Genomic DNA, 19,274 nt, shown 5'->3' with positions numbered 1-19,274 from the left:
CGCTGCCGGCGCAAACCCTTTAGGTGCTGGCATCGACAAGGCCGAATTTACGACGGCCGGCAAGGAGAGCGCAATGCTGCACAACGACCCCGTCGCCGCCCTCACCCCGCAAGTGGTGGAATGGCGGCACCACATCCATGCCAATCCCGAGCTCGGCTTCGGCGAACACGAGACCGCGCGCTTTGTTGCCGAAAGACTGCGCGCCTTCGGGCTCGACGAAATCCATGAAGGCATAGGCGGCACCGGCGTGGTCGGCGTCCTCAGGGGTCGGCCGGGGACACGCGCGATCGGGCTCAGAGCCGAGCTTGATGCCTTGCCTGTGCTGGAGAAGACGGGATTGCCCTATGCTTCGAAAAACGACGGCGTGATGCATGCCTGCGGCCATGACGGCCACACCGCGATGCTGCTCGGCGCCGCCAGGCTGCTCGCCGACAGCAGAGCCTTCGACGGCACCGTCTATTTCATCTTCCAGCCGGCGGAGGAGAATGAAGGCGGCAGCATGCGGATGATCGAGGACGGGCTTTTCGAGCGCTTCCCGGTGGAAGCCGTCTACGCCGTCCACAACTGGCCGGGACTGCCGCTCGGAACGATCGCCGCCCGTGCCGGGGCGATGATGGCGGCCGTCGACACTTTCGAACTGAGTTTCGAGGGCACCGGCGCGCATGCTGCCATGCCGCAGCTCGGCGACGATCCAATCCTTGCAGCCGGCGCCTTCGTCCAGGCCGTGCAGCGCATCGTCAGCCGCTCGGTCGATCCGCAGACCGCGCTGGTCGTCTCGATCACGCAGATCCATGGCGGCAATGTCGGCAACATCGTGCCGGGCAAGGTCTGGCTGCAGGGAACCTGCCGCTTCTTCGAGCCCGCTTTGTCGGATCATTGTGAAAGGCTGATCGGGGAGATCGCGGACGGTATCGCCTCGGCGCACGGCCTGACCGCCAGGCTCGTCTACAAAAAGGGCTACCTGCCGCTGGTCAACACATCGGCCGCGACAGAACGGGCCGTCGAAGCGGCCACCGCCGTCGTCGGCCGCGAGCAGGTCGAGACCGCGTTCAACCCGAGCCTCGGTTGCGAGGATTTCGCCTACATGGTCCGCGAAGCCGGCGGCTGCTATGCGTGGATCGGCGCCGGGGCGGTCGGACCCGGCGAAGGGCTGCACGGCGATCGCTATGTCTTCAACGACGCCATCGTTCCCACCGTGCTCCGCTATTTCGTCACCCTCGTCGAGCAGACGCTGGTGGCCGAGCCGGCCAAGACTGCGGATTGAGCATTGCCTTCAGCGCAGGGTCTCGATGTATTTCTCGTGGAAGCTGACATAGCCGGGTTCGACCACTTTGAGATGCCGCTCGATCAGTTGGTGGAATGCCGGCAATTGATGGAACGGCACGCCGGGATAGGCGTGATGCTCGGCATGGTAGGGCATGTTCCAGGCAACCTTGCGCACCAGCCAGTTGGTCAGCGTGGTGCGCGTGTTTTCCAGCATGTTGGCAACCAGCGGGCAGCGGCCATGTTCGGCCAGCAGATAAAGCCTGAGAAAAGGCTGGCCGAGCAGTGCCGGCACGATCCAGACATGGAGCAGCGCCGTCGCCTTGAACCAGAGGCCGAGCGCGGCGATCACGACATAGAAGGCGATCATGGCGCGGGCCTCGGTCTTCACCTTGGGCAGGCCCTTTGGCGGCACGTAGCTGTCGCGGCAGCGGCCCGTCGCGTTGGTGTAGAGCGTCTGCAAATGCCCCCACCAGGTCGGTAGGCCCGAGACGTGGACGATGTATTGCCGCATCGTCTCCGGTTTCGGAAAGGCGAGTTCGGGATCGTTCTCGGGATCCTGGGTGAAACGGTGATGGGCGAAGTGGAAGTAGCGGAACCAGTCGGCCGGCAGCGCGATCGCCAGGCTGCAGAAGCGGGCGACAGCATCGTTGAGCCATTGCGTCTCGAAGGCCGTCCTGTGCACCGTCTCATGCAGCAGCGTGAACAGGAAGACGATGAGGATGCCTTGCGGCAGCATCAGCGCCGGCCAGTACGGCACCTTGACCGCGATCAGCGCGCCGAGAACGACGATTCCGCCGAGATGGAAGGCGAGCTGGGCCAGTCCCGGACCGTTCGATTTGCCGGTCAGGCGGCTGCGCTGCTCATTGGTCAGCGAGGCGATGACATCGCGATGGTCTCTGGGTTCGGTCTGGGCAGCTGATATGTTCATGGCGCCACGCTACCTCAACAAGAAACCTTTCTAAAAACGAGGATTTCTGCAAAATAGGTAAGGTCAACTTATCTATTGGATTACCATGGCATCGCTTCCATCCCTGAGAGGACTTCAAGCCTTCGAGGCGGCGGCGCGCACGGGGAGCTTTGCCGCGGCGGCGGAAGAGCTGTCGATCTCGGCAGCGGCCGTCAGCCAGCTCATCCGCACCGTCGAGGAGCAGATGGGCCGAAAACTGTTCCATCGCGTCAACCGCCGTGTCGTGCTGACCGAGGCCGGCGTCGACATGCTGCCGAGGCTGACCCTGGCCTTCCAGGAGATCGGCAGCATTGCGCGCGGCGGCGATGCCTTCCGCCCGCGGCTTGTCATCTCGGTGCCGCCGTCCATGGCTATGGGCTGGCTTTCGCAGCGCCTCGCCGGCTTCGTCGCCAGCCACGGCGCTGTCGACATCTCGCTGCGCGGCGATGACGACCCGGTGCCGTTCGACCGTGAATTGATCGACATCAGGTTGTCCTTCGGTCCGCACTACCGCGAACACCCGACCGAGGACATTGCCAGGGACGCCGTCTACCCCGTCTGCGCGCCTGGATTGGCCGCCAGATCGGAAAACCTGGCCGGCTTGCCGCTGATCCACACCGACTGGGGACCGACCGGCGCGTCATTTCCATCGTGGCGCACATGGTTCGAGGCGGCCGGCATCGAGCCCGGCCGGGCAGTCCAGCGCGGCCTGTCGGCGAACTCGTCGCGGGCAGCGCTCGACCTGGCCATTTCAGGGTTGGGCGTGACGCTGGCACAAGGCATCTATTGCGCCCTGGCGCTGGAAGACGGCCGGCTGGTCCGGCCGAATACCCTATCGATTGCGCTGCGCCAGCCCTATTGCCTGACGATCCCGGAGCGTAGCGCAAGGCGCGACGTGGTGGCGGTGTTTCGCGCCTGGCTGATCGGGGAATGCCGGCGGGCGGTAGGTTCGCCGGCGCTCCGATGATGTGCCCATTCAGAGATGGCTGGCCAATGCCGCGACCATGTCCTTGTTCGTCGCCACGGGAATGATCTCGAACTCCACCAGGTCGGACCATTCGATGACCCAGCGCTGCAGCAGCGTGACGTCATCGGCCTCGACGAGCAGAAAGCAGCGGCTCATATCCGCCGCGATCCAGGAGTGGTGCACGACAAGCTCATCCGGCTTCAGGCGGCCGCGCTCGCCGAAGCGGCGATAGATCTCCTTGCGATCGCAGCCGGTGAAATCCTCGATGACGATGAACTGCATACGTCCCCCTCGCCTTGAACTACCGCCCGGGACGGTCGAGCCGCTCCAGGAACCATTGCGTCAGCCGCACCCAGACCTCGTCCTTCTCGCCGGAATCCTCCCAGCCATGGTCGAGATTGGGGTTGTCGTTGACCTCGATGACGAAGACGCCATCCTTGGTTTCCTTCAAGTCGACGCCGTAAAGTCCGTCACCGATGCAGCGCGCCGCCTTCACCGCCGTCTCGACGACATGCGGCGGCGTCTCCTTCAGCGTGAAGGTCTTGATGCCGCCCTGGTCGGGCTTGCCGCTGGCCTTGTGATTGACGATCTGCCAGTGCTTCTTGGCCATCAGATAATGCACGGCAAACAGCGGCTGGCCGCCAAGCACGCCGACGCGCCAGTCATACTCGGTCGGAATGAATTTCTGCGCGATCAGGAGATCGGAATCCTCCAGCCACTCGGTGGCGAGTGTCTTCAGCTCCTCGAAGTTGCCACATTTCTTGACGCCGCGCGAGAACGACGAATCCGGGATCTTCAGCACCAGCGGAAAGCCCAGCGTCTGCGCCGCCAGTTCAAGGTCCGAGGTGCCGGCAATCATCACCGTCGGCGGCACCGGCACCTTGTTGTAGGCCATCAGCTCGTTGAGATAGACCTTGTTGGTGCAGCGGATCATCGACAGCGGATCGTCGATCACCGGCATGCCTTCCTGCTGGGCACGGCGGGCGAAGCGGTAGGTATGGTTGGAGATCGAGGTGGTCTCGCGGATGAACAGCGCGTCGTAATTGGCAAGCTTGGCGAGGTCCTTCCTGGTGATCGGCTCGATTTCGACGCCCATCTTTTCGGCGATCTTGGCCCAGTAGCGCAGCGAGGAAATCTCCGACGGCGGCAGTTCCTCATGCGGATCGACCAGTGTGGCGAAGGTGTAGCGCGCCGGCGTGCGGCCCTTGGTGTCACGCCATTCGCGGTTGGTGTAGGTCTCCAGCGCCTGCACGAAGAAGGCTTCTTCCTCCTCGGTCATCCTGGCCAGCGGCAGGAAGCCGATCTTGCGGATCGAGGCCCATTCGGCACTGTCCTTGATGTGGACCTCAAGCGCCGGGGCGCGGAACCAGTCGAACAGCAGCTTGGCGAAACGGTCCCAGATCTTCGACGGGCCGATGCCGAAGAAGATGCAGACTTTTTGTGGAAAGACGCCGCCGAGATCCTTGCGGCATTTGTTGAGCGCCAGTTCCAGTTCCGGCAGCGCGTGCTCGTAAAGCTTGCGCTCCGACAGGTCGATCATCGTCTCGACCGTCGGGATGACCTTGTGGCCGCGCGAACCGGCGAGCAGCGAGGCATAGTAGCCGCGACTCTGGTAGGCGTAGTTGTTCGACAGGTTGATGACCTTCGGCTGCTGGCCGCGAAACAGCGCCGGATGCGCAAGATAATCACGGTTGGTGATGATCTTGTGCGGCGTCGCGGCCTGGTCGAGATCGTTCTGCCGGCCGGTGAGGATGACCCAGGTCATTGTTATCAGCGTTTCCCAAGAGTGATGGCGGCACGCAGTCCGTCGCGGCCGAATTGCGCCATGTTCATGAAGATGCCGTGGGGGACGGGAATGTTGGCGGCATCGAGGATGGTCTCCTGTCTTTCGTCCTCGACCCAGGGATCGTGGATGAGGATGTGGTCGCCGTCGTCGCCGATGGCCAGCACCCAATGCGGCACCTTCTTGCCAAACATCAGGAAGCCGCTGATCAGCACCAGCACCAGTTTTCCCTGAGCCAGGGCGCCACGGATGTCGTCGATGCCGAACGAACGGTAATTCACCGGGATGCCGTATTGTTCCGCGCGGCGGCGAAAGTCGACCTGGGCAAGTTCCATCACCCGGCGCTTGTCCTCGCTGCGCACCGACTGCAGGAACAGCGCGCCGTAGAAGGACACGAAGATTTCAGCCGCCAGCCCGTTTTCGTGGCCGGCCACCGCAAGGCCGAACGGCTCGCAGCCGCCAGGCCCGGACATCATGAACACCGTCGTCGCCTCGCGCCAGAGGCGGATTTCCATGACCGGATCGGGCACGAAGCCGGAATCGTAATTGGCCATCGCCATCATCAGGCAGCAGGGGCCGCAGGTGAACTCACAGGTCTGCTGGTAGAACGGCACTTTGGTGGCGACCGGAATGTCGCCGCGCAAGGTCTTTTCGTAGCGCAGCGCGGTGGCGCCATCCTCGTAATAGCCAGGCTCGCGACCGATCTTGCGGTAGCCGCTCTGCTCATAGATGCCGATGGCGCGCAGATTGTCCTCGCGCACTTCGAGGCGCAGCATCATGCGGTCGTGCTCGAAGGCGGCCTCTTCGGCCGCGGCAAGCAGCATGCGGCCAACGCCACGGCCGCCGAAAAACGGGCCGGTGGCAAGCGAGTAGAGCCGGGCGACGCCGCTGCCCTTGCGAAACAGCACCACGGCGTAGCCGGCGACGCGGCCGTCGCTTTCGGCGACCAGCATCTCGGCGGTCTCGCGTTCGATCAACAGGCGAAAGGAGCGCCGGGAAATGCGGTCGCTGGAAAAAACCGCCTTCTCGATGGCAGCGAGGTCATCGACGTCGGACGCGCGGGCCTTGCGAATCTCGGCAGGCATGCGGGTTCAGAAAACCTCGATTGGGTGGAGGAAAAGGCCCCGGTCAAAAACGTCGCAAACATCAGCCGAAACGCCGATATCAGCCAAGCGCTATCGCACCTTGAATAGGGCCGAATTGTGACAGGTTGCGCCACGAATGGCGGGCGGTGGCGGCGGCACAGCGACGTGTGGCGCCGCCCCGGTGCATGACCCGAAAACGGAATGCGCTCAACTGGCGAGACCCGCCAGAAGTTGGCCGTAGGCGCGCTTGGCGACCGCAGCCAGCTGCTCACGCGGCAGCGAGCCGACGACGGCGCAGGCATAGCCCTTGTCCAGCCAGTAGACCGCCTCGGGACCGTCGGCGTCGGCCATATAGGTGCCCTTGGACTTGGCAGCCGAATCGGCGGTAACGAACAGGGAGATGCGCTGGCCCTTGGCGTCCTCGTAAAGCAGCATGGCGGCCTTGCCCTGGCCGGCGGGCAGCAGCCGGCCGCCAACCAGCTGGAAGCCTTCCGCCACCAGATCCGGCGCCACCAGTTTCAGGCCGACGCGGTTGGACAGCCAGGTCTGCAGGTGATCCTTGTCGCTGGCCGGCACTTCCACCGCATGGCGTTGTTCGGCGGCATAGATGACATGGGCGGCGATCGCCTCTTCGGCCAGTTGGTCTTCGGCGCCGTCTTGCCTGCCAAGACCGTCGATGCCGGCAAAATAGCCGCCAAGACCGCCAACGACGAGCACCGCGGCGGCCGCGGCCGCAAGCCACCAGCGCGAGTGCCGTGCCGCCACTTTGGTCGCGCCTTCGCCAAGCACGATCTGCTTGAACAGCGCCGGCACCGGCTCGTCGAGCACGCCGGCAAAGGCGGCGCGCAGCGCGGCGCGGTCGGCCGTGTAGCGGGCGCTTTTCGCCTTCATTTCGGGATTGGCGTCGATCCAGGCCTCATAGGCGGCGCGCTCGTCGCCGGGCAGCTCGCCATCGAGGGCCATGTGAATGTCGCGTTCGGAAAAATCGCGGCGGGTCATTTCTCGACGATCCTTATCGAGCGGCGGCGCGCCGTGTCGTCGAGCAGGCTGCGCAGCTCTTCACGCCCGCGCGCTATGCGCGACATCAGCGTGCCGGCGGGCACGCCGAGAATGTTGGCAGCCTCGGCGTAGGAAAAGCCTTCGATGGCGACCATGACGAGGGCGGCGCGGCGGTCGGGGCTGATCGCCTGCAACGCGTCGATGATCTCGCGCGAGGCGGCATTCTCCGCCTGCTCGGCGGGGACTGCCTGCGCCTCGTTTGCGTCGAGCGGCAGGATCGCCGCCTCACCGCGCCGGTTCACCTTGCGCATCTGATCGATGAACAAATGATGCATGATCGTAAACAGCCACCTCCGGGGGCTTTCTCCTGTCTGCCAGCTCTCGAGCCGCAAGAGCGCCCGTTCGAGGCAATCCTGGACGAGATCGTCGGCGGAATCGCGGTCGCGCAGAAGCGAGCGTGCGTAGCGGCGCAGGCGCGGTATTTCACCAAGGATTGCTGCCTTCTTTTCGTCCATGACCGCTGGTTCTGAGGTCGCCCTTGTTTAACCCGATTGAACGCGCCTTCCCGGCGCGGCGCAAGCGGCCAGCGCGAAGCGGTCCGCCGCCCCGGTCACCCAAGCAATGAGATAACGATACCGCTGGCCAAATTATTCCTGGCTAAGTGGAAATCTTATTGTTCTTGCTTGTCTTTATCCACTTCCCTCGCCGCTCGCGTCAGCAGCCGCTGGTAGAACAGGCCGATGCCGATCAGCACCGCACCCAGGCCGATGAAGGACAGCGCCCTGAGCACGCCTTCCAGCTCCGACATGTCGAACAGGAAGACTTTCACCACGGCAATCGCGATCAGCGCCGCCGAAGCGATACGCAGCACTTGCGATTTCAGCCAGACGCCGGCGGTGAGCAGCACGACGCCGATGACCAGCCAGAGCGCCGAATAGGTGTAGGTTTCGAGCTGGCCGAGACCGCTCCACAGGCCGATGAACTCGCCCTTGAACGCACGCCTGACCGACAGTGTGGCGTAGGCAAAGACAAGCAGTGCCGCGACCACCGCCAGCATCTGCGCATACCATGGCGGCCGCTTATACCTGGCATAGAGCGCCAGCCCGCCGGCGGCGATTGCCGGCAGCAGGTAGGCCAGGAACAACAGATTGAACACCGGGATCTGGCCGGTCGATTCGTCGGTGAACAGCGGGTTCAGCACCAGGAAATGCTGGAAGACGATGAAGGCGACCGAGACCACTCCGGCGGCCATCGAGCCGTAGCGCAGCACCGAGCTTGGCGAGCGCATGTCGATGGCGACAAGCATGGCGCCGGCGCCGATGGCGATCAGCGTGTAGATCGCCTGCTCGGCGAGCGTTACGGGGCCGGTGTCGATGACGCCGCCATGCATGGCGTGGCGCACCAGCATGGCGATGGTGAGCAGCACGAAAAGCGCAGCACCTGCCTCCATGGCAAGGCGCGGCCGGCCATTGGTGGTGCGGGCGAGCTGCCAGGCGGCGAAGCCGAAGGCCAGCGCCGGCACGCCGTATCCCGGCAGCAGCCAGTTGAACACCGGCGTCGTCGTCAGCGATGCGGCGCCGACGATGGTCGGATCGAAGGCAACACGGCCGAGCACCGCGACAACCGCGCCGACCGAAATCCAGCCGAGCACCGGGTAGGAGCGCCAGCGCGTCGCCAGCGCCGGCACGATGGCGGCAACGCCGACAAGAATGGTCGTCCAGCCGGAGCCGAAGGCCATATGCAGCATCAGGAGGCCGGCCAGAGCCGAGCCGCACAGCGCGAAGGAGACGGCGATGTCGCCCTTGAGCGGCGGCTGTTCGGCGCGCGCGATCCACTCGCCGCCGGCGGCGAAGACGACAACCAGCAAGGCAGCGACCGCGGCATAGGCTAGGTCGCGGTCGAGATTGCCATAGGCGAGCCACAGCGTCAGCAGGACGACCAGCGGTGCGGCGACGGCCCATGCCGCCCAGCATGCCGCACGAACCTGCGCGGTGGCGGCGAAGCGGCGGGCGGCCCAGAAACCGGCGCCGATAAAGACCAAGCCGAGACCGATGCCGATGTGCAGCGTCCAGGGGTTTCCGGCCGCCACCGGCATGCCGTCAAAGCCTATGTTTCCCTGGGACAGTTCGGAGCCGATGGTGGCGGGCGGAATGATGCCTAGATAGATCATCACGCTCACCACACCGGCGGCGTGAAGCAGCGGCAAAGCGCGCGGCCGGTAGAGTGCGGTGGCGACAAGGGCAACGAGAACGGCTGCGCCCGGCAAGGCGCCGCCGGCGGCGACCAGTGTCGTGTCGACGGACAGACCAAGTGCTGAAAACGCCACGAAGACGCCAGGCACGATCGAGGGCCAGTCGAAGCCGTTCTTTGCGGTTTCCGCTTCGCCGCCACGACTGCCCAGCCAGACAAAGGCAAGCACGGCCAGCGTCACCGCGTCGATGAACAGGATGACGGGAAGGTCGGTGCCTGGCGCAGCCATCATGTAGGCGATGGTCCAGGCGCCGGTGCCGAAGAAGGCGGCCGCGATCAGGAATTTCCAGTCGCGCATGCGGGCGATCGCCGCGGTGGCGGCAAGCACGATGGCGAGATAGACGAACAGCGCCCATGGATTTGGCGCCTGCGAGGACACAAGTGCGGGCGTTGCCATGGAGCCGACGAGGCCGATGCCGGCCAGGGCCTGGCCATGGACGAGAGCGGCGGCGATGGTCGCCACGCCGATGGCGCCGAGCACGGTGAAGGCAAAGGCCGGGCCGACGAAACCGTAAACGGCATGGGCGGCATAGACCGTACCGAACAGGATGAACGCGCCTGCGGCTGTCAGGATCGCCGGGATGTAGGCGCCGGCCACTCCTTCCACCGGGACCTTGAAGCCGGTGCGGCGGATGAACTCGCCGCCGCCGACGAGCACCAGACCGAGCAATGCCGCCAGGGCAAGCCGCACTTCCGGGCCGAAAATGCCGGCCTCGATGGTGTAGCGGATCAGGAACAGGCCGCCCAAGGCCAGCGCGATGCCGCCGACCCAGACCGCCCAGCGGGTGCCGAGCGCGGTTTCGACTTCGGACTGGCGGGCGGCTTTTGCTGCGGCGGCCGGTGCTGTGGTCGCGGATCCGGTGAACGCCGCCTTGGCCGCTGCCGACAGTTCCGGCACAGCCTCGCTGGTGGCCGCTTCGGCCTCCGCGGCCGGTGCCTGCGCCGCTTCGGCTACCTTTGGCGGAGCTATGTCGGCAATCGCTGCGGTGGCCTGAGCGGCATCCGCCGGCACGCTGTCATTTGCGGCCGCCTCAACCGCCTTGGCAGCGGGCGCGGCGACATTTACGCCGGACAGAACCAGGCTGCGCAGCGCGCCGAGTTCGCGCTCGATCAGGCCGATGCGGCCCTGCTGGCGCAAGACAATGACGAAAAGCACGACAACGACGACAGCGCCAATCAGGCTCTCAAACATGGCGGTTCCCCCAAACCAGGCCAGTTTTCACTGACAATTGCGGCGGCCACACGGCCAGCCCGGACAGCCAATCAAGTCACGCCACCGCAATGGTGACCGGAGATAAATCATCGAGCATGTTTCGCCGGCAAATTCCAGCGGTCTACAGTCGTTATCCTCACCCATCATCCCGGATGGTCAGGAATGGCGCCACCGCTACATGCCAGGGAGACATGCTATCCTCAGATGAGCTACGAGGAAATCCAATGCCGAAGAGAAGCGCGGGACTGCTGATCCACCGGACAAAGGCCGGCATCCTCGAGTTTCTGCTCGTCCATCCCGGCGGTCCCTTCTGGGCAAGGAAGGATGAAGGCGCGTGGTCGATCCCCAAGGGTCTCGTCGAAGAGAATGAGGATGAGCTGGCGGCCGCCCGGCGCGAGGCCGGGGAGGAACTCGGCATTGCCATCGAAGGCGATTTCGAGCCTGTCGGCAGCTATCGGCAACCGGGCGGCAAGGTCGTCATCGCCTGGAGCGTCGAAGCCGATGTCGATGCCGATGCCGTCAAAAGCAACATGTTCAGCATGGAGTGGCCGCCGAGGTCGGGCGCTATGAAGGAATTTCCCGAGGTCGACAAAGCCGGCTGGTTTTCATTGCCGGAAGCCAGCCTCAAGATCCTCAGCGGTCAGCGTGCCATCCTCGATGATTTCGTGGAGCGGCGTGAAGTCGATTAAGCGCTACGTCGCCCTCCCCTCGGATGACGAACCTAGCGCGCCGCCAGATTGGCGGCTGGAAAGATCGAGCATGTCTCGGTGCCGAAGGCGAGCAACTTGCCTTGCGCATCCTTCAGCGTCGCTTCCGACACCGCCAGCGTGCGGCCCTTGTGGACGATCTTGCCCTCGCAGACCACTTCGCCGGTCTTCGGCGTGATCGGCCGCGTAAAATTCACCTTGAACTCGGCCGTCGTGTAGGCCTCGCCCTTCTCAAGCAGCGTCTGCACCGCGCAGGCAAGTGCCGAGTCCAGCAGTGTTGCCGCCCAACCGCCATGCACGCCACCCAACGGATTGAGATGGCGCTCGCTCGGCACGCCGCGAAACACCGCGCGCCCCTCCGACACTTCGGTCAGGGTAAAGTTCAGCTGGAAGGAGATCGGTGGGGCCGGATACTTGCCATCGATGATACGCTGCAAAAGGTCGATGCCGCTGTATTCGAGGAGATCGCCAAGCGGAATGGTGCCAAGGCCAAGCGGCGACACCCGGCCGGGATAAAGTTCGACTTCGCTCATATGATTCTCACGTCGTGATTTCTGGGAGGGCGCCTGCCGTTGCGGCGGCCTTGCCGCCCGAATGATGCTTGCGCAAGGCGGCGAGGAAGCCGGCGCGCGCGTCAGGCTGTTCGATGCCGCGCGGTTCGTAGACATGGCGGGTGAAGAAGAAGCCGGTCAGCCGGAAGGCGTCCTCCAGCGCCGCCTGGTCAGCTCGGGGGCCCGAGCGCTGCAGGAAGGCCGGCAGCGCCAGCATCTTGTCGCGCCACGGCGCACCGGCCTGGCGCGACACGGCGCGGCCGGATTTCGGCGAAACGTACGCCAGATCCTGCCGAGTGCCGGTCGCAGCGCATTGGCTGAGATCGAGGCCGAAGCCGAGTTCGTCGAGGATGAGAAGTTCGAAGCGCGCCACCAGTTCGCCGGCGGCGTCGGGATCATCGAGATGGGCGATCATCACGGCCAGCGTCTCGTAAAGGCCGCCATGGGCGTCGCGCTCCGGCAGGAGCCTCAGATGCGCGGCCATGGTCTGCAAGCCGTAGACGGCGACCGCGCTGTCCATCAGCCGGGCAGCATTCATCTCGATCGCTTCGGCCTGGAAGGTGCCGAGATGTTCGTCGAGGCGGGCCCGCCACAACAGGTCGACGCGGTTGCCGGGCTGCAGCACCGGCTGCTGCTTGCGCGAGCGGCCGCCGCGCACCAGGCCGAGATGGCGGCCATGCGCGCGCGTCATCACCTCGAGGATGGCGCTGGTTTCGCCATGCTTGCGGGTGCCGAGAATGATTCCCTCGTCGCGCCATTCCATGGCTGGAGCTTGTCACCGGTTGCGTGGCGAAATCAAGGATCGGGCGGAGCGCGTAGAAGCACTGCTGACATGGGCGTGCGCCGAAATATCGGAAAACCATCGGAAAGCCGTCGGGATTTTCGGCCGCGCAGGCGGCAATAAAGGCGAGTTGGCCGAAGCGGGCAGCGCACAGCCTGCCGGGATGGTTCGGATGGGTCGTGTCCAGAATGTCGACCGATCGGGCAGCCCGGCGACCTCTCATTCCCCATGCCCGAGAGGACCCGACATGACTTCCTTCCTGAGCCTGGTGCGAAGGCACCAGCTGATATTTTTCTTTTCAATGGCGCTCGGCCTGACCTGGCTGTTGTTCATCCCGTTCTGGCTGTCGAAGGGCGACAGCATTCCCTGGTTCACCTTCGGGCCAGTGGTTGCCGCCTTCACCGTCGCAGCACTTTCGGGAGGCTGGGCCTCGGTCAAGGCCATCCTGGCCTCGATGGTCAAATGGCGGGTGCATCCCTTCTGGTACCTGGTGGCATTCGGCCTGCCCTTCGGAACGCAGCTGGCCTCAATCCTGATCAATCCGCTGTTTGGAGCGACAGCACCTGCGTGGAGCAACATCCCGGCGATGAGCGAAATGCTGCCGATCATCGCGCTCTATGCCGTCTTCAGCGGCCCGCTCGGTGAAGAACCAGGATGGCGCGGCTTTGCGACGCCGCGGCTGCTGGCCGGCCATTCGGCGCTGACCGGCAGCCTGATCCTCGGCGTGGTCTGGGCGATCTGGCATTTCCCGCTCGGCCTGGTCGGCGACCTCAGCGTCTACGGCACGATCAATGTGGTGCTGGCCGGCATCGTCTTCACCTGGCTCTACCAGAACACCGGCAGCGTGCTGCTCGCCTTCATCATGCATGTCACGCACCAGAACAGCGTGCGCTTCCTGGGCAAGGTGTTCACCGGCAGCGACTATGTGCAGCAGCAATGGATCGGTGTCGCGATCTGGGCGATCATCGCGGTGGCAATCGTGGCCTGCTATGGCACGGAAAGCTTTGTCCGCCGGCCGAGGCCGCAGCTTGCCGTCGCGAGTGCGGCCTGACCGTCACGTCATTAGCGCATGGTCGGCCAAAACGTCATCGATGACGCGGCGGGATCTTTCGGCTTCGGCCTGGTTGGCGTCGTGTCCGGCAACGGTGATCAGCGCCTTCCATAGCGTCCAGCCGCGACCGCGCGCCCAGGTCGCCTTATCGACGGCGATGCGATCGCGAAAACCCTCCCGGCTTTCGCCGTCGAAGAACGTCCAGGTGATCGCCAGGTCGCAGGAAGGATCGCCGATGCCGGAGGTGCCGAAATCGATGACGGCGCTCAGGCGACCGTTTTCGACCAGAAGGTTGCCCCAGGCGACGTCGCCGTGGAACCAGACAGGCGAGCCATGCCAGACGGCGGCGAGGGCCGCGTCCCAGACGGCGGTGGCCGCCTGTGTGTCGATGTGGCCCTGCAGCGCCTGCAGTGCTTCCCTTGTCTGGTTGTCATACACGCTCAGCGGTCCACCGCGGAAGAAATTGTGCTGGCCCGCAGCCGGCCCGCCCGCCGAATCGATCTGCCTAAGCGCAATGAGGAAATCGGCCAGATCGACCGCGAACTGCCTGATATCGGCGATTTCGGCGGTCTTGGCGGTTTCGCCTTCGATCCAGCGGTAGATTGACCAATGCCAAGGGTACCCCTCCCCCGGCTCGCCAATCGCCAGCGGCACCGGGATCGGCAGTGGCAGAAGCGGCGCGAGCCTCGGCAGCCAGCGGTGCTCCTTTTCGACCTGCAGTGCATAGGGTGCCGCACTTGGCAGGCGCACGGTCATCTCATCGCCGAGATGGAAGGTGCGGTTGTCCCAGCCGCCTGATGCCACCGGGCTCACCGGCAGATGCCGCCATTGCGGGAACTGGGCGTCGACCAGCCGACGCACGAGATCGGTATCGATGGTCGGGTTTGCGTCACTCATGTCGTCATCTCAAACTGCCGGGGCGGCAGTTCTAGACGACGAAAATCAATGGGGGAACTCCAGCCCCATCTCGCGGTAGCGCTCGGGGTCGTCGCCCCAGTTTTCACGCACCTTGACGAACAGGAACAGGTGCACCTTCTGCTCGAGTATGCCCGCTATCTCCATGCGTGCCGACTGACCAATGGCGCGGATCGTCTCGCCCTTGTGGCCGAGCACGATCTTCTTCTGGCTGTCGCGCTCGACGTAAATGACCTGTTCGATGCGCACGGAGCCGTCCGGCTTCTCTTCCCATTTCTCGGTCTCGATATGGGAGGAGTAAGGCAGTTCCTGATGCAGCCTGAGATACAGTTTTTCCCGAGTGATCTCAGCCGCCAGCTGGCGCATCGGCAGGTCGGAGATCTGATCTTCCGGATAATACCACGGGCCGGCCGGCAGGGCTTGCGCGAGGTAGTCGAGCAGATCCTTGCAGCCGGAGCCGGTCAGCGCCGAGACCATGAAGGTGCGCTTGAACGGCACTTTTTCGTTCGCTGCCGCAGCCAGGGCCAGCAGCGCCTCGTGCTTGACCCGATCAACCTTGTTGAGGATCAGCACCATCGGCTGGCGGACATCCTTCAGCCGCTCGAGGATGGCGTCGGCGTCACCCCTGATGCCGCGCTCGGCATCGATCAGGAGCATAACGATATCGGCATCCTTAGCGCCGCCCCAGGCGGTGGTCACCATCGCCGTGTCGAGGCGGCGCTTCGGCTTGAAGATGCCGGGCGTGTCGACGAAGACGATCTGCGCATTGTCGTGCGTGGCGATGCCGCGCACGATGGCGCGGGTGGTCTGCACCTTGTGGGTCACGATCGACACTTTGGCGCCGACGAGCTGGTTGACCAGCGTCGATTTGCCGGCATTGGGCGCGCCGATCAAGGCGACGAAGCCGGAATGGGTGACGGGAGCTTCCGCTGCCGAGGGCAAGTCTTCGCTGGCGGTCATGCCGCACTCCCTTGATTGGCCCAGATGCCTTCGCGCACCAGAAATGCCGATGCCGCCGCTTCTTCGGCGGCGCGGCGAGAGCCGCCCATGCCGCTTGCCGGGGCAAAACCACTGACCTTCACGGACACCGTGAAGACCGGTTGGTGCTCGGGTCCTTCGCGTTTTTCGATCGCGTATTCGGGCCTGACATCGCTCGACTTGGCGATCCATTCCTGCAGGTCGGATTTCGGATTGGGCGGCTTTGCCACCACCTTTTGCGAGCGCGGCTCCCAGTAGCGTAGGACGAATTGCCTGGCCGCATCGAGGCCGCCATCGACATAGACCGCCGCGATCAGCGCTTCGACGGCATCGGCCAGATAGTTTCCGCCAGAGCCGCGCGAGCGCGCCTTCAAGGCGGCGTCGGCCCGGACCAGATCTTCCAGCTGCATTTCAATGCCGATTTCGGAGCAGGTCCGCGCATCGACCAGGGCATTGAAGCGAGGGGCGATCTCCCCTTCAGGCGCTTCCGGAAATTTTTCGAAAAGCAGATCGGCGACGATCAGGCCGAGCACGCGGTCGCCGAGGAATTCGAGGCGCTGGTTGTTGCTGCTTGCCTTGACCGCACTGGAATGGGTCAGCGCGGTCTCGAGCAAACGGACATCCCGGAAGGAATGGCCGGTCTTGGCTTTCACCAGATCGGCCAGAGTTTCACCAGTCGGGCGCTTCAAAGCCATCAATTTACGAAATGGAACATGCGCGACAGGCGCACCAGCGACGGCCATTTCCAGATCTCGAGCGGGCTCGCCTTGCCGCCGATCGAGAAGAAGACGACGCTGGCGCGGCCAACCAGGTTCTCGGCCGGCACATAGCCGACGTCAAAGCGGCTGTCGGAAGAATTGTCCCTGTTATCGCCCATCATGAAATAGTCGCCGGGCGGCACGACGAACTCACGGGTATTGTCGCCGACCGAATTCGGATTGATGTCGAGCGTGTCGTAGCTGACACCGTTGGGCAGTGTCTCACGATAGACATCGATCGGCCGCGGCTGCTCGGTAATGTCCGGATTGTCGATCTGGCCGGTTTTCACGCGCGGTACAGGGGCGTCGTTGATGAACAATACGCCGTCCTTCATCTGGATCTTGTCGCCGGGCAGGCCGACGACGCGCTTGATGTAGTCGAGCGACGGATTCGGCGGGAACTTGAACACCACGACGTCGCCGCGCTTCGGTTCAGAACCCCAGATGCGGCCCGAAAAGATGTCGGGGCTGAACGGCAGCGAATAGTGCGAGAAGCCATAGGACCATTTGGTGACGAACAGATAGTCGCCTTCGAGCAAGGTCGGCCGCATCGATCCCGACGGGATCGAGAAAGGCTGGAACAGCAGCGTGCGGATGACCATGGCCAGCAGCAAAGCCTGGATGATGACGCTGACGATTTCGCCAAGCCCGCCGGATTTCTTCTCGGATTTTTCAGCCACGCTCATGTCGTCCTCGATTATGCGTTGGATGGTATAGAGTCTCGGCGTGCGCTGGGCAACGTCATGCCAGCGCTAGATATAATCGCCGGTCGTCAGATGCAATCAATGTGGCGCTTGTTCGGCGGGCAACGCCTCGATGATCACAAAGGCTTGAGCAAGCGGGAAATCGTCGGTGATTGTGAGGTGGATCGCTGCTTTGTGTCCTTGCGGCAGGATTTTGGCCAGTCGCGCAGCCGCCCCGCCGGTCAGCGCCATGGTCGGCTTGCCGCTGGGCAGGTTGACGACCCCCATGTCGCGCCAGAACACGCCTTGCGCCAGGCCGGTGCCGAGCGCCTTGGCGCAGGCCTCCTTGGCGGCGAAGCGCTTGGCATAGGAGGCAACGCGCCCGGCCCGGCCCTCGGAGCGGGCTTGTTCGACCTCGGTGTAGATGCGCTGGATGAAGCGCTGGCCATGCCGCTCCAGCGACTTTTCGATGCGTCTGATGTCGATCAGGTCGCTGCCGATGCCGATGATCATTCCGCGGGGACTTCCCGTCCGCCGTGCCCGAGCTTGTGCGCCCGCTCGGCCATGCGTTTGCGGCGCTGCTCGCGAAAGGCGGTCATGCCCCAGCGGGTGATGCCGTAGAAGATCAGCCCGAACACCAGTCCGAGCGGCACCGCGCCGATCAGCATCGGTTCCAGGATCGGGTGCCACAGCTTGGCAAACGACAGCGTGTGCATCATTTCGCCGAGATGCGCGGGTGGTCCGTTCTTGGGCAGGTGCTCATGCAGGATGAGCTTGCCGGTCTCCCAGGACGCACCCCAAAGCAGCGGGAAGGTCAGCGGATTGCCGAAGAACACGGCGCCCAGTGCCGCCGCCACCAGATTGCCGGCGATCACCCAGCAGAGCACGGCGGCGATGACGAAATGGAAGCCGAGAGGAAAGAAGGAGGCGAACACGCCGGCCGCGACGCCGGCGGCCACCGCATGCGGCGTCGCCTTCAGCCTGAGAATGCGCTTGGAGAAATACTGCAGCGAACGAGAAAACGAGCGGCGCGGCCACAGATAGGTACGCACTCGCTCCAACAGGCCATCCGGCTTGCGGCGTCGAAAAAGCACTCTGTTTCAATTCCCGTTCAGCAACGCCCCAACCATCCCGGGCCGGACGCAATAGGTCTATCTTGCGCTTCGAGGGCGCAGAAAGGCAACAACGACTTTGATATAGCGACTGCCCTGCCGCGGAACAACGAAACGCCGCCGCGATGGTCTGCCGCAGTCCTGTAACAAGAGCGCTATTGGGGCGAAACTGAGGTGAGCGTTTCGATGACGACCATAAGGCCCGCCCGTGAAGACGACGCCGAGGCAGATAAACTACTCCCGATATTCGCTGACTTCGACCAGATTGCTGTCCGGGTCGCGGAAATAAACCGACATCATTGGGCCGCGGGCGCCGGTGCGCTCGACCGGGCCGACTTCTATTGCCACGCCATTGGCCGCCAGGCTGGCACAAATCTCGGCAAGAGGCCTTGCGGCGACCAGACAGAAATCGCCGGACCCGGGCGTCGGCGTCCTGGCTTTCGGCTCAAAAGTGCGGCCGACTTCATGCAGGTTGATCTTCTGCGATCCGAACAGCAGCGCTGTCGGCCGCTCCGGCTCGTCGAGACGTTTGAGGCCAAGCACGCGCTGGTAGAAGGCGCAGCTATCCTCCACCGAACGGACCGTCAGCACGAAATGATCGATGCCGGCGATCATGAGCGACCTCCCGTCAAATGTTGCGGCTGCCGGGCTTGATCGCCGGTATGGCGGCGAGTTCCGGCGGTATGCGGTCGGCGGGATAGGCCGGCACCTCATATTCGGCGAGCGCGATCAGCGGCACGCCGACATTGGTCTTGCCGGCCGAGCGGTCGATGATGCAAGCGGCGGCCACCACTTCGGCGCCGAGTTCGCGCAGGCAATCGATGGTCTCGCGGATCGAGAGACCCGTGGTGACGATGTCCTCGACGATGACGACGCGCGAGCCCGGCGCGATCTCGAAGCGGCGCAGCCTGAACTCGCCGCCTTCGCGCTCGACCCAGATTGCGGGCACGCCGAGATGGCGCGAGGTCTCATAGGCCGGGATCAGCCCGCCGATCGCCGGGCCGACGACATAGTCGATCTTGCCCGGTACCGCCTTGCGGATCTTTTCGGCCAGCGCCTTGCACAGGCGCTCGGTCTTGTCGGCATGCATGAACACGCGCGCCTTCTGCAGGAAGACCGGACTGCGCAGGCCCGACGTCAGGATGAAATGCCCCTCGAGGACGGCTCCCGCCTCGCGAAAAATGCCCAGCACTTCGTCGGTGTTCATCCTGCCCTGCCCCAAAACCAGT

Annotated in this window: 21 protein-coding genes; 4 read left to right on the top strand and 17 right to left on the bottom strand. The window is 64.2% G+C overall.

Annotated features, from left to right (window positions below):
* Positions 1-73: 73 nt before the first annotated feature.
* Positions 74-1,264, top strand: a complete 1,191-nt coding sequence (locus AC1DYJ_RS18660) for an amidohydrolase (RefSeq protein ID WP_477285857.1) — start codon at positions 74-76, stop codon at positions 1,262-1,264.
* Between the two features lie 9 nt (positions 1,265-1,273).
* Here the strand turns inward: AC1DYJ_RS18660 and AC1DYJ_RS18655 are convergent, their stop codons facing one another.
* Positions 1,274-2,194, bottom strand: coding sequence for a fatty acid desaturase family protein (locus tag AC1DYJ_RS18655; RefSeq protein ID WP_477285855.1), 921 nt, complete (start codon positions 2,192-2,194; stop codon positions 1,274-1,276).
* A gap of 85 nt (positions 2,195-2,279) precedes the next feature.
* Here AC1DYJ_RS18655 and AC1DYJ_RS18650 point away from each other — a divergent pair, with 85 nt between their 5' ends.
* Positions 2,280-3,179 (top strand): LysR substrate-binding domain-containing protein, encoded by a 900-nt coding sequence (locus AC1DYJ_RS18650; RefSeq protein WP_477285853.1) that lies wholly within the window; start codon positions 2,280-2,282, stop codon positions 3,177-3,179.
* Between the two features lie 9 nt (positions 3,180-3,188).
* Here AC1DYJ_RS18650 and AC1DYJ_RS18645 read toward each other — a convergent pair whose 3' ends face one another.
* The 6 genes from AC1DYJ_RS18645 to AC1DYJ_RS18620 all read right to left on the bottom strand — a co-directional run bounded on the left by AC1DYJ_RS18645 (position 3,189) and on the right by AC1DYJ_RS18620 (position 10,488).
* A complete protein-coding gene (locus AC1DYJ_RS18645) occupies positions 3,189-3,461 on the bottom strand; it encodes a DUF3303 domain-containing protein (RefSeq protein ID WP_477285851.1) in 273 nt (90 codons plus the stop codon).
* Between the two features lie 19 nt (positions 3,462-3,480).
* Positions 3,481-4,944 carry a RimK family protein gene (locus AC1DYJ_RS18640; protein ID WP_477285849.1) on the bottom strand — a complete coding sequence of 488 codons (1,464 nt, stop codon included), beginning with the start codon at positions 4,942-4,944 and terminating at the stop codon, positions 3,481-3,483.
* Between the two features lie 5 nt (positions 4,945-4,949).
* Entirely contained in the window at positions 4,950-6,047 is a 1,098-nt protein-coding gene (locus tag AC1DYJ_RS18635) for a peptidase C39 family protein (protein WP_477285847.1), read from the bottom strand.
* A gap of 207 nt (positions 6,048-6,254) precedes the next feature.
* Positions 6,255-7,046: an anti-sigma factor family protein gene (locus AC1DYJ_RS18630; RefSeq protein ID WP_477285845.1), complete on the bottom strand. Its 792-nt coding sequence runs from the start codon at positions 7,044-7,046 to the stop codon at positions 6,255-6,257.
* Positions 7,043-7,561: an RNA polymerase sigma factor gene (locus tag AC1DYJ_RS18625; RefSeq protein ID WP_112560736.1), complete on the bottom strand. Its 519-nt coding sequence runs from the start codon at positions 7,559-7,561 to the stop codon at positions 7,043-7,045. The genes AC1DYJ_RS18630 and AC1DYJ_RS18625 overlap by 4 nt, the downstream gene beginning before the upstream one ends.
* Positions 7,562-7,716: 155 nt before the next feature.
* Positions 7,717-10,488 (bottom strand): DUF2339 domain-containing protein, encoded by a 2,772-nt coding sequence (locus AC1DYJ_RS18620; RefSeq protein WP_477285843.1) that lies wholly within the window; start codon positions 10,486-10,488, stop codon positions 7,717-7,719.
* Between the two features lie 245 nt (positions 10,489-10,733).
* Between AC1DYJ_RS18620 and AC1DYJ_RS18615 the strand changes: the two genes are divergently transcribed.
* Positions 10,734-11,198, top strand: a complete 465-nt coding sequence (locus tag AC1DYJ_RS18615; protein WP_477285841.1) for an NUDIX hydrolase — start codon at positions 10,734-10,736, stop codon at positions 11,196-11,198.
* A gap of 32 nt (positions 11,199-11,230) precedes the next feature.
* On the opposite strand, the gene AC1DYJ_RS18610 is transcribed toward AC1DYJ_RS18615, so the two are convergent.
* Together AC1DYJ_RS18610 and recO are read right to left on the bottom strand one after the other, a co-directional pair.
* Positions 11,231-11,749, bottom strand: coding sequence for a PaaI family thioesterase (locus tag AC1DYJ_RS18610; RefSeq protein WP_025583659.1), 519 nt, complete (start codon positions 11,747-11,749; stop codon positions 11,231-11,233).
* A gap of 7 nt (positions 11,750-11,756) precedes the next feature.
* A complete protein-coding gene (gene recO, locus AC1DYJ_RS18605) occupies positions 11,757-12,530 on the bottom strand; it encodes a DNA repair protein RecO (protein ID WP_025583658.1) in 774 nt (257 codons plus the stop codon).
* Between the two features lie 265 nt (positions 12,531-12,795).
* Between recO and AC1DYJ_RS18600 the strand changes: the two genes are divergently transcribed.
* A complete protein-coding gene (locus AC1DYJ_RS18600) occupies positions 12,796-13,599 on the top strand; it encodes a CPBP family glutamic-type intramembrane protease (RefSeq protein WP_025583657.1) in 804 nt (267 codons plus the stop codon).
* Between the two features lie 3 nt (positions 13,600-13,602).
* On the opposite strand, the gene AC1DYJ_RS18595 is transcribed toward AC1DYJ_RS18600, so the two are convergent.
* The 8 genes from AC1DYJ_RS18595 to pyrE all read right to left on the bottom strand — a co-directional run bounded on the left by AC1DYJ_RS18595 (position 13,603) and on the right by pyrE (position 19,252).
* Positions 13,603-14,496, bottom strand: a complete 894-nt coding sequence (locus AC1DYJ_RS18595) for a phosphotransferase (RefSeq protein WP_025583656.1) — start codon at positions 14,494-14,496, stop codon at positions 13,603-13,605.
* 45 nt (positions 14,497-14,541) lie between these two features.
* Positions 14,542-15,474 carry a GTPase Era gene (era, locus tag AC1DYJ_RS18590; protein ID WP_025583655.1) on the bottom strand — a complete coding sequence of 311 codons (933 nt, stop codon included), beginning with the start codon at positions 15,472-15,474 and terminating at the stop codon, positions 14,542-14,544.
* Positions 15,471-16,187: a ribonuclease III gene (rnc, locus tag AC1DYJ_RS18585; protein ID WP_025583654.1), complete on the bottom strand. Its 717-nt coding sequence runs from the start codon at positions 16,185-16,187 to the stop codon at positions 15,471-15,473. Before rnc ends, era begins: the two co-directional genes overlap by 4 nt.
* Positions 16,187-16,936: a signal peptidase I gene (gene lepB / locus AC1DYJ_RS18580; RefSeq protein WP_025583653.1), complete on the bottom strand. Its 750-nt coding sequence runs from the start codon at positions 16,934-16,936 to the stop codon at positions 16,187-16,189. The genes rnc and lepB overlap by 1 nt, the downstream gene beginning before the upstream one ends.
* Before the next feature lie 96 nt (positions 16,937-17,032).
* Complete coding sequence (acpS, locus tag AC1DYJ_RS18575) at positions 17,033-17,446, bottom strand: holo-ACP synthase (RefSeq protein WP_025583651.1); 414 nt, start codon at positions 17,444-17,446, stop codon at positions 17,033-17,035.
* Positions 17,443-18,027 carry a DUF2062 domain-containing protein gene (locus AC1DYJ_RS18570; RefSeq protein ID WP_025583649.1) on the bottom strand — a complete coding sequence of 195 codons (585 nt, stop codon included), beginning with the start codon at positions 18,025-18,027 and terminating at the stop codon, positions 17,443-17,445. Before AC1DYJ_RS18570 ends, acpS begins: the two co-directional genes overlap by 4 nt.
* Positions 18,028-18,279: 252 nt before the next feature.
* Complete coding sequence (locus tag AC1DYJ_RS18565) at positions 18,280-18,660, bottom strand: VOC family protein (RefSeq protein ID WP_025583648.1); 381 nt, start codon at positions 18,658-18,660, stop codon at positions 18,280-18,282.
* A gap of 13 nt (positions 18,661-18,673) precedes the next feature.
* Complete coding sequence (gene pyrE / locus AC1DYJ_RS18560) at positions 18,674-19,252, bottom strand: orotate phosphoribosyltransferase (protein ID WP_025583646.1); 579 nt, start codon at positions 19,250-19,252, stop codon at positions 18,674-18,676.
* Positions 19,253-19,274 lie beyond the last annotated feature (22 nt).

This window comes from Mesorhizobium sp. P2_B11, from assembly GCF_056404855.1.
Note: the sequence above shows the minus strand (reverse complement) of the source record. Positions and strands in the feature narration are given on the sequence as shown.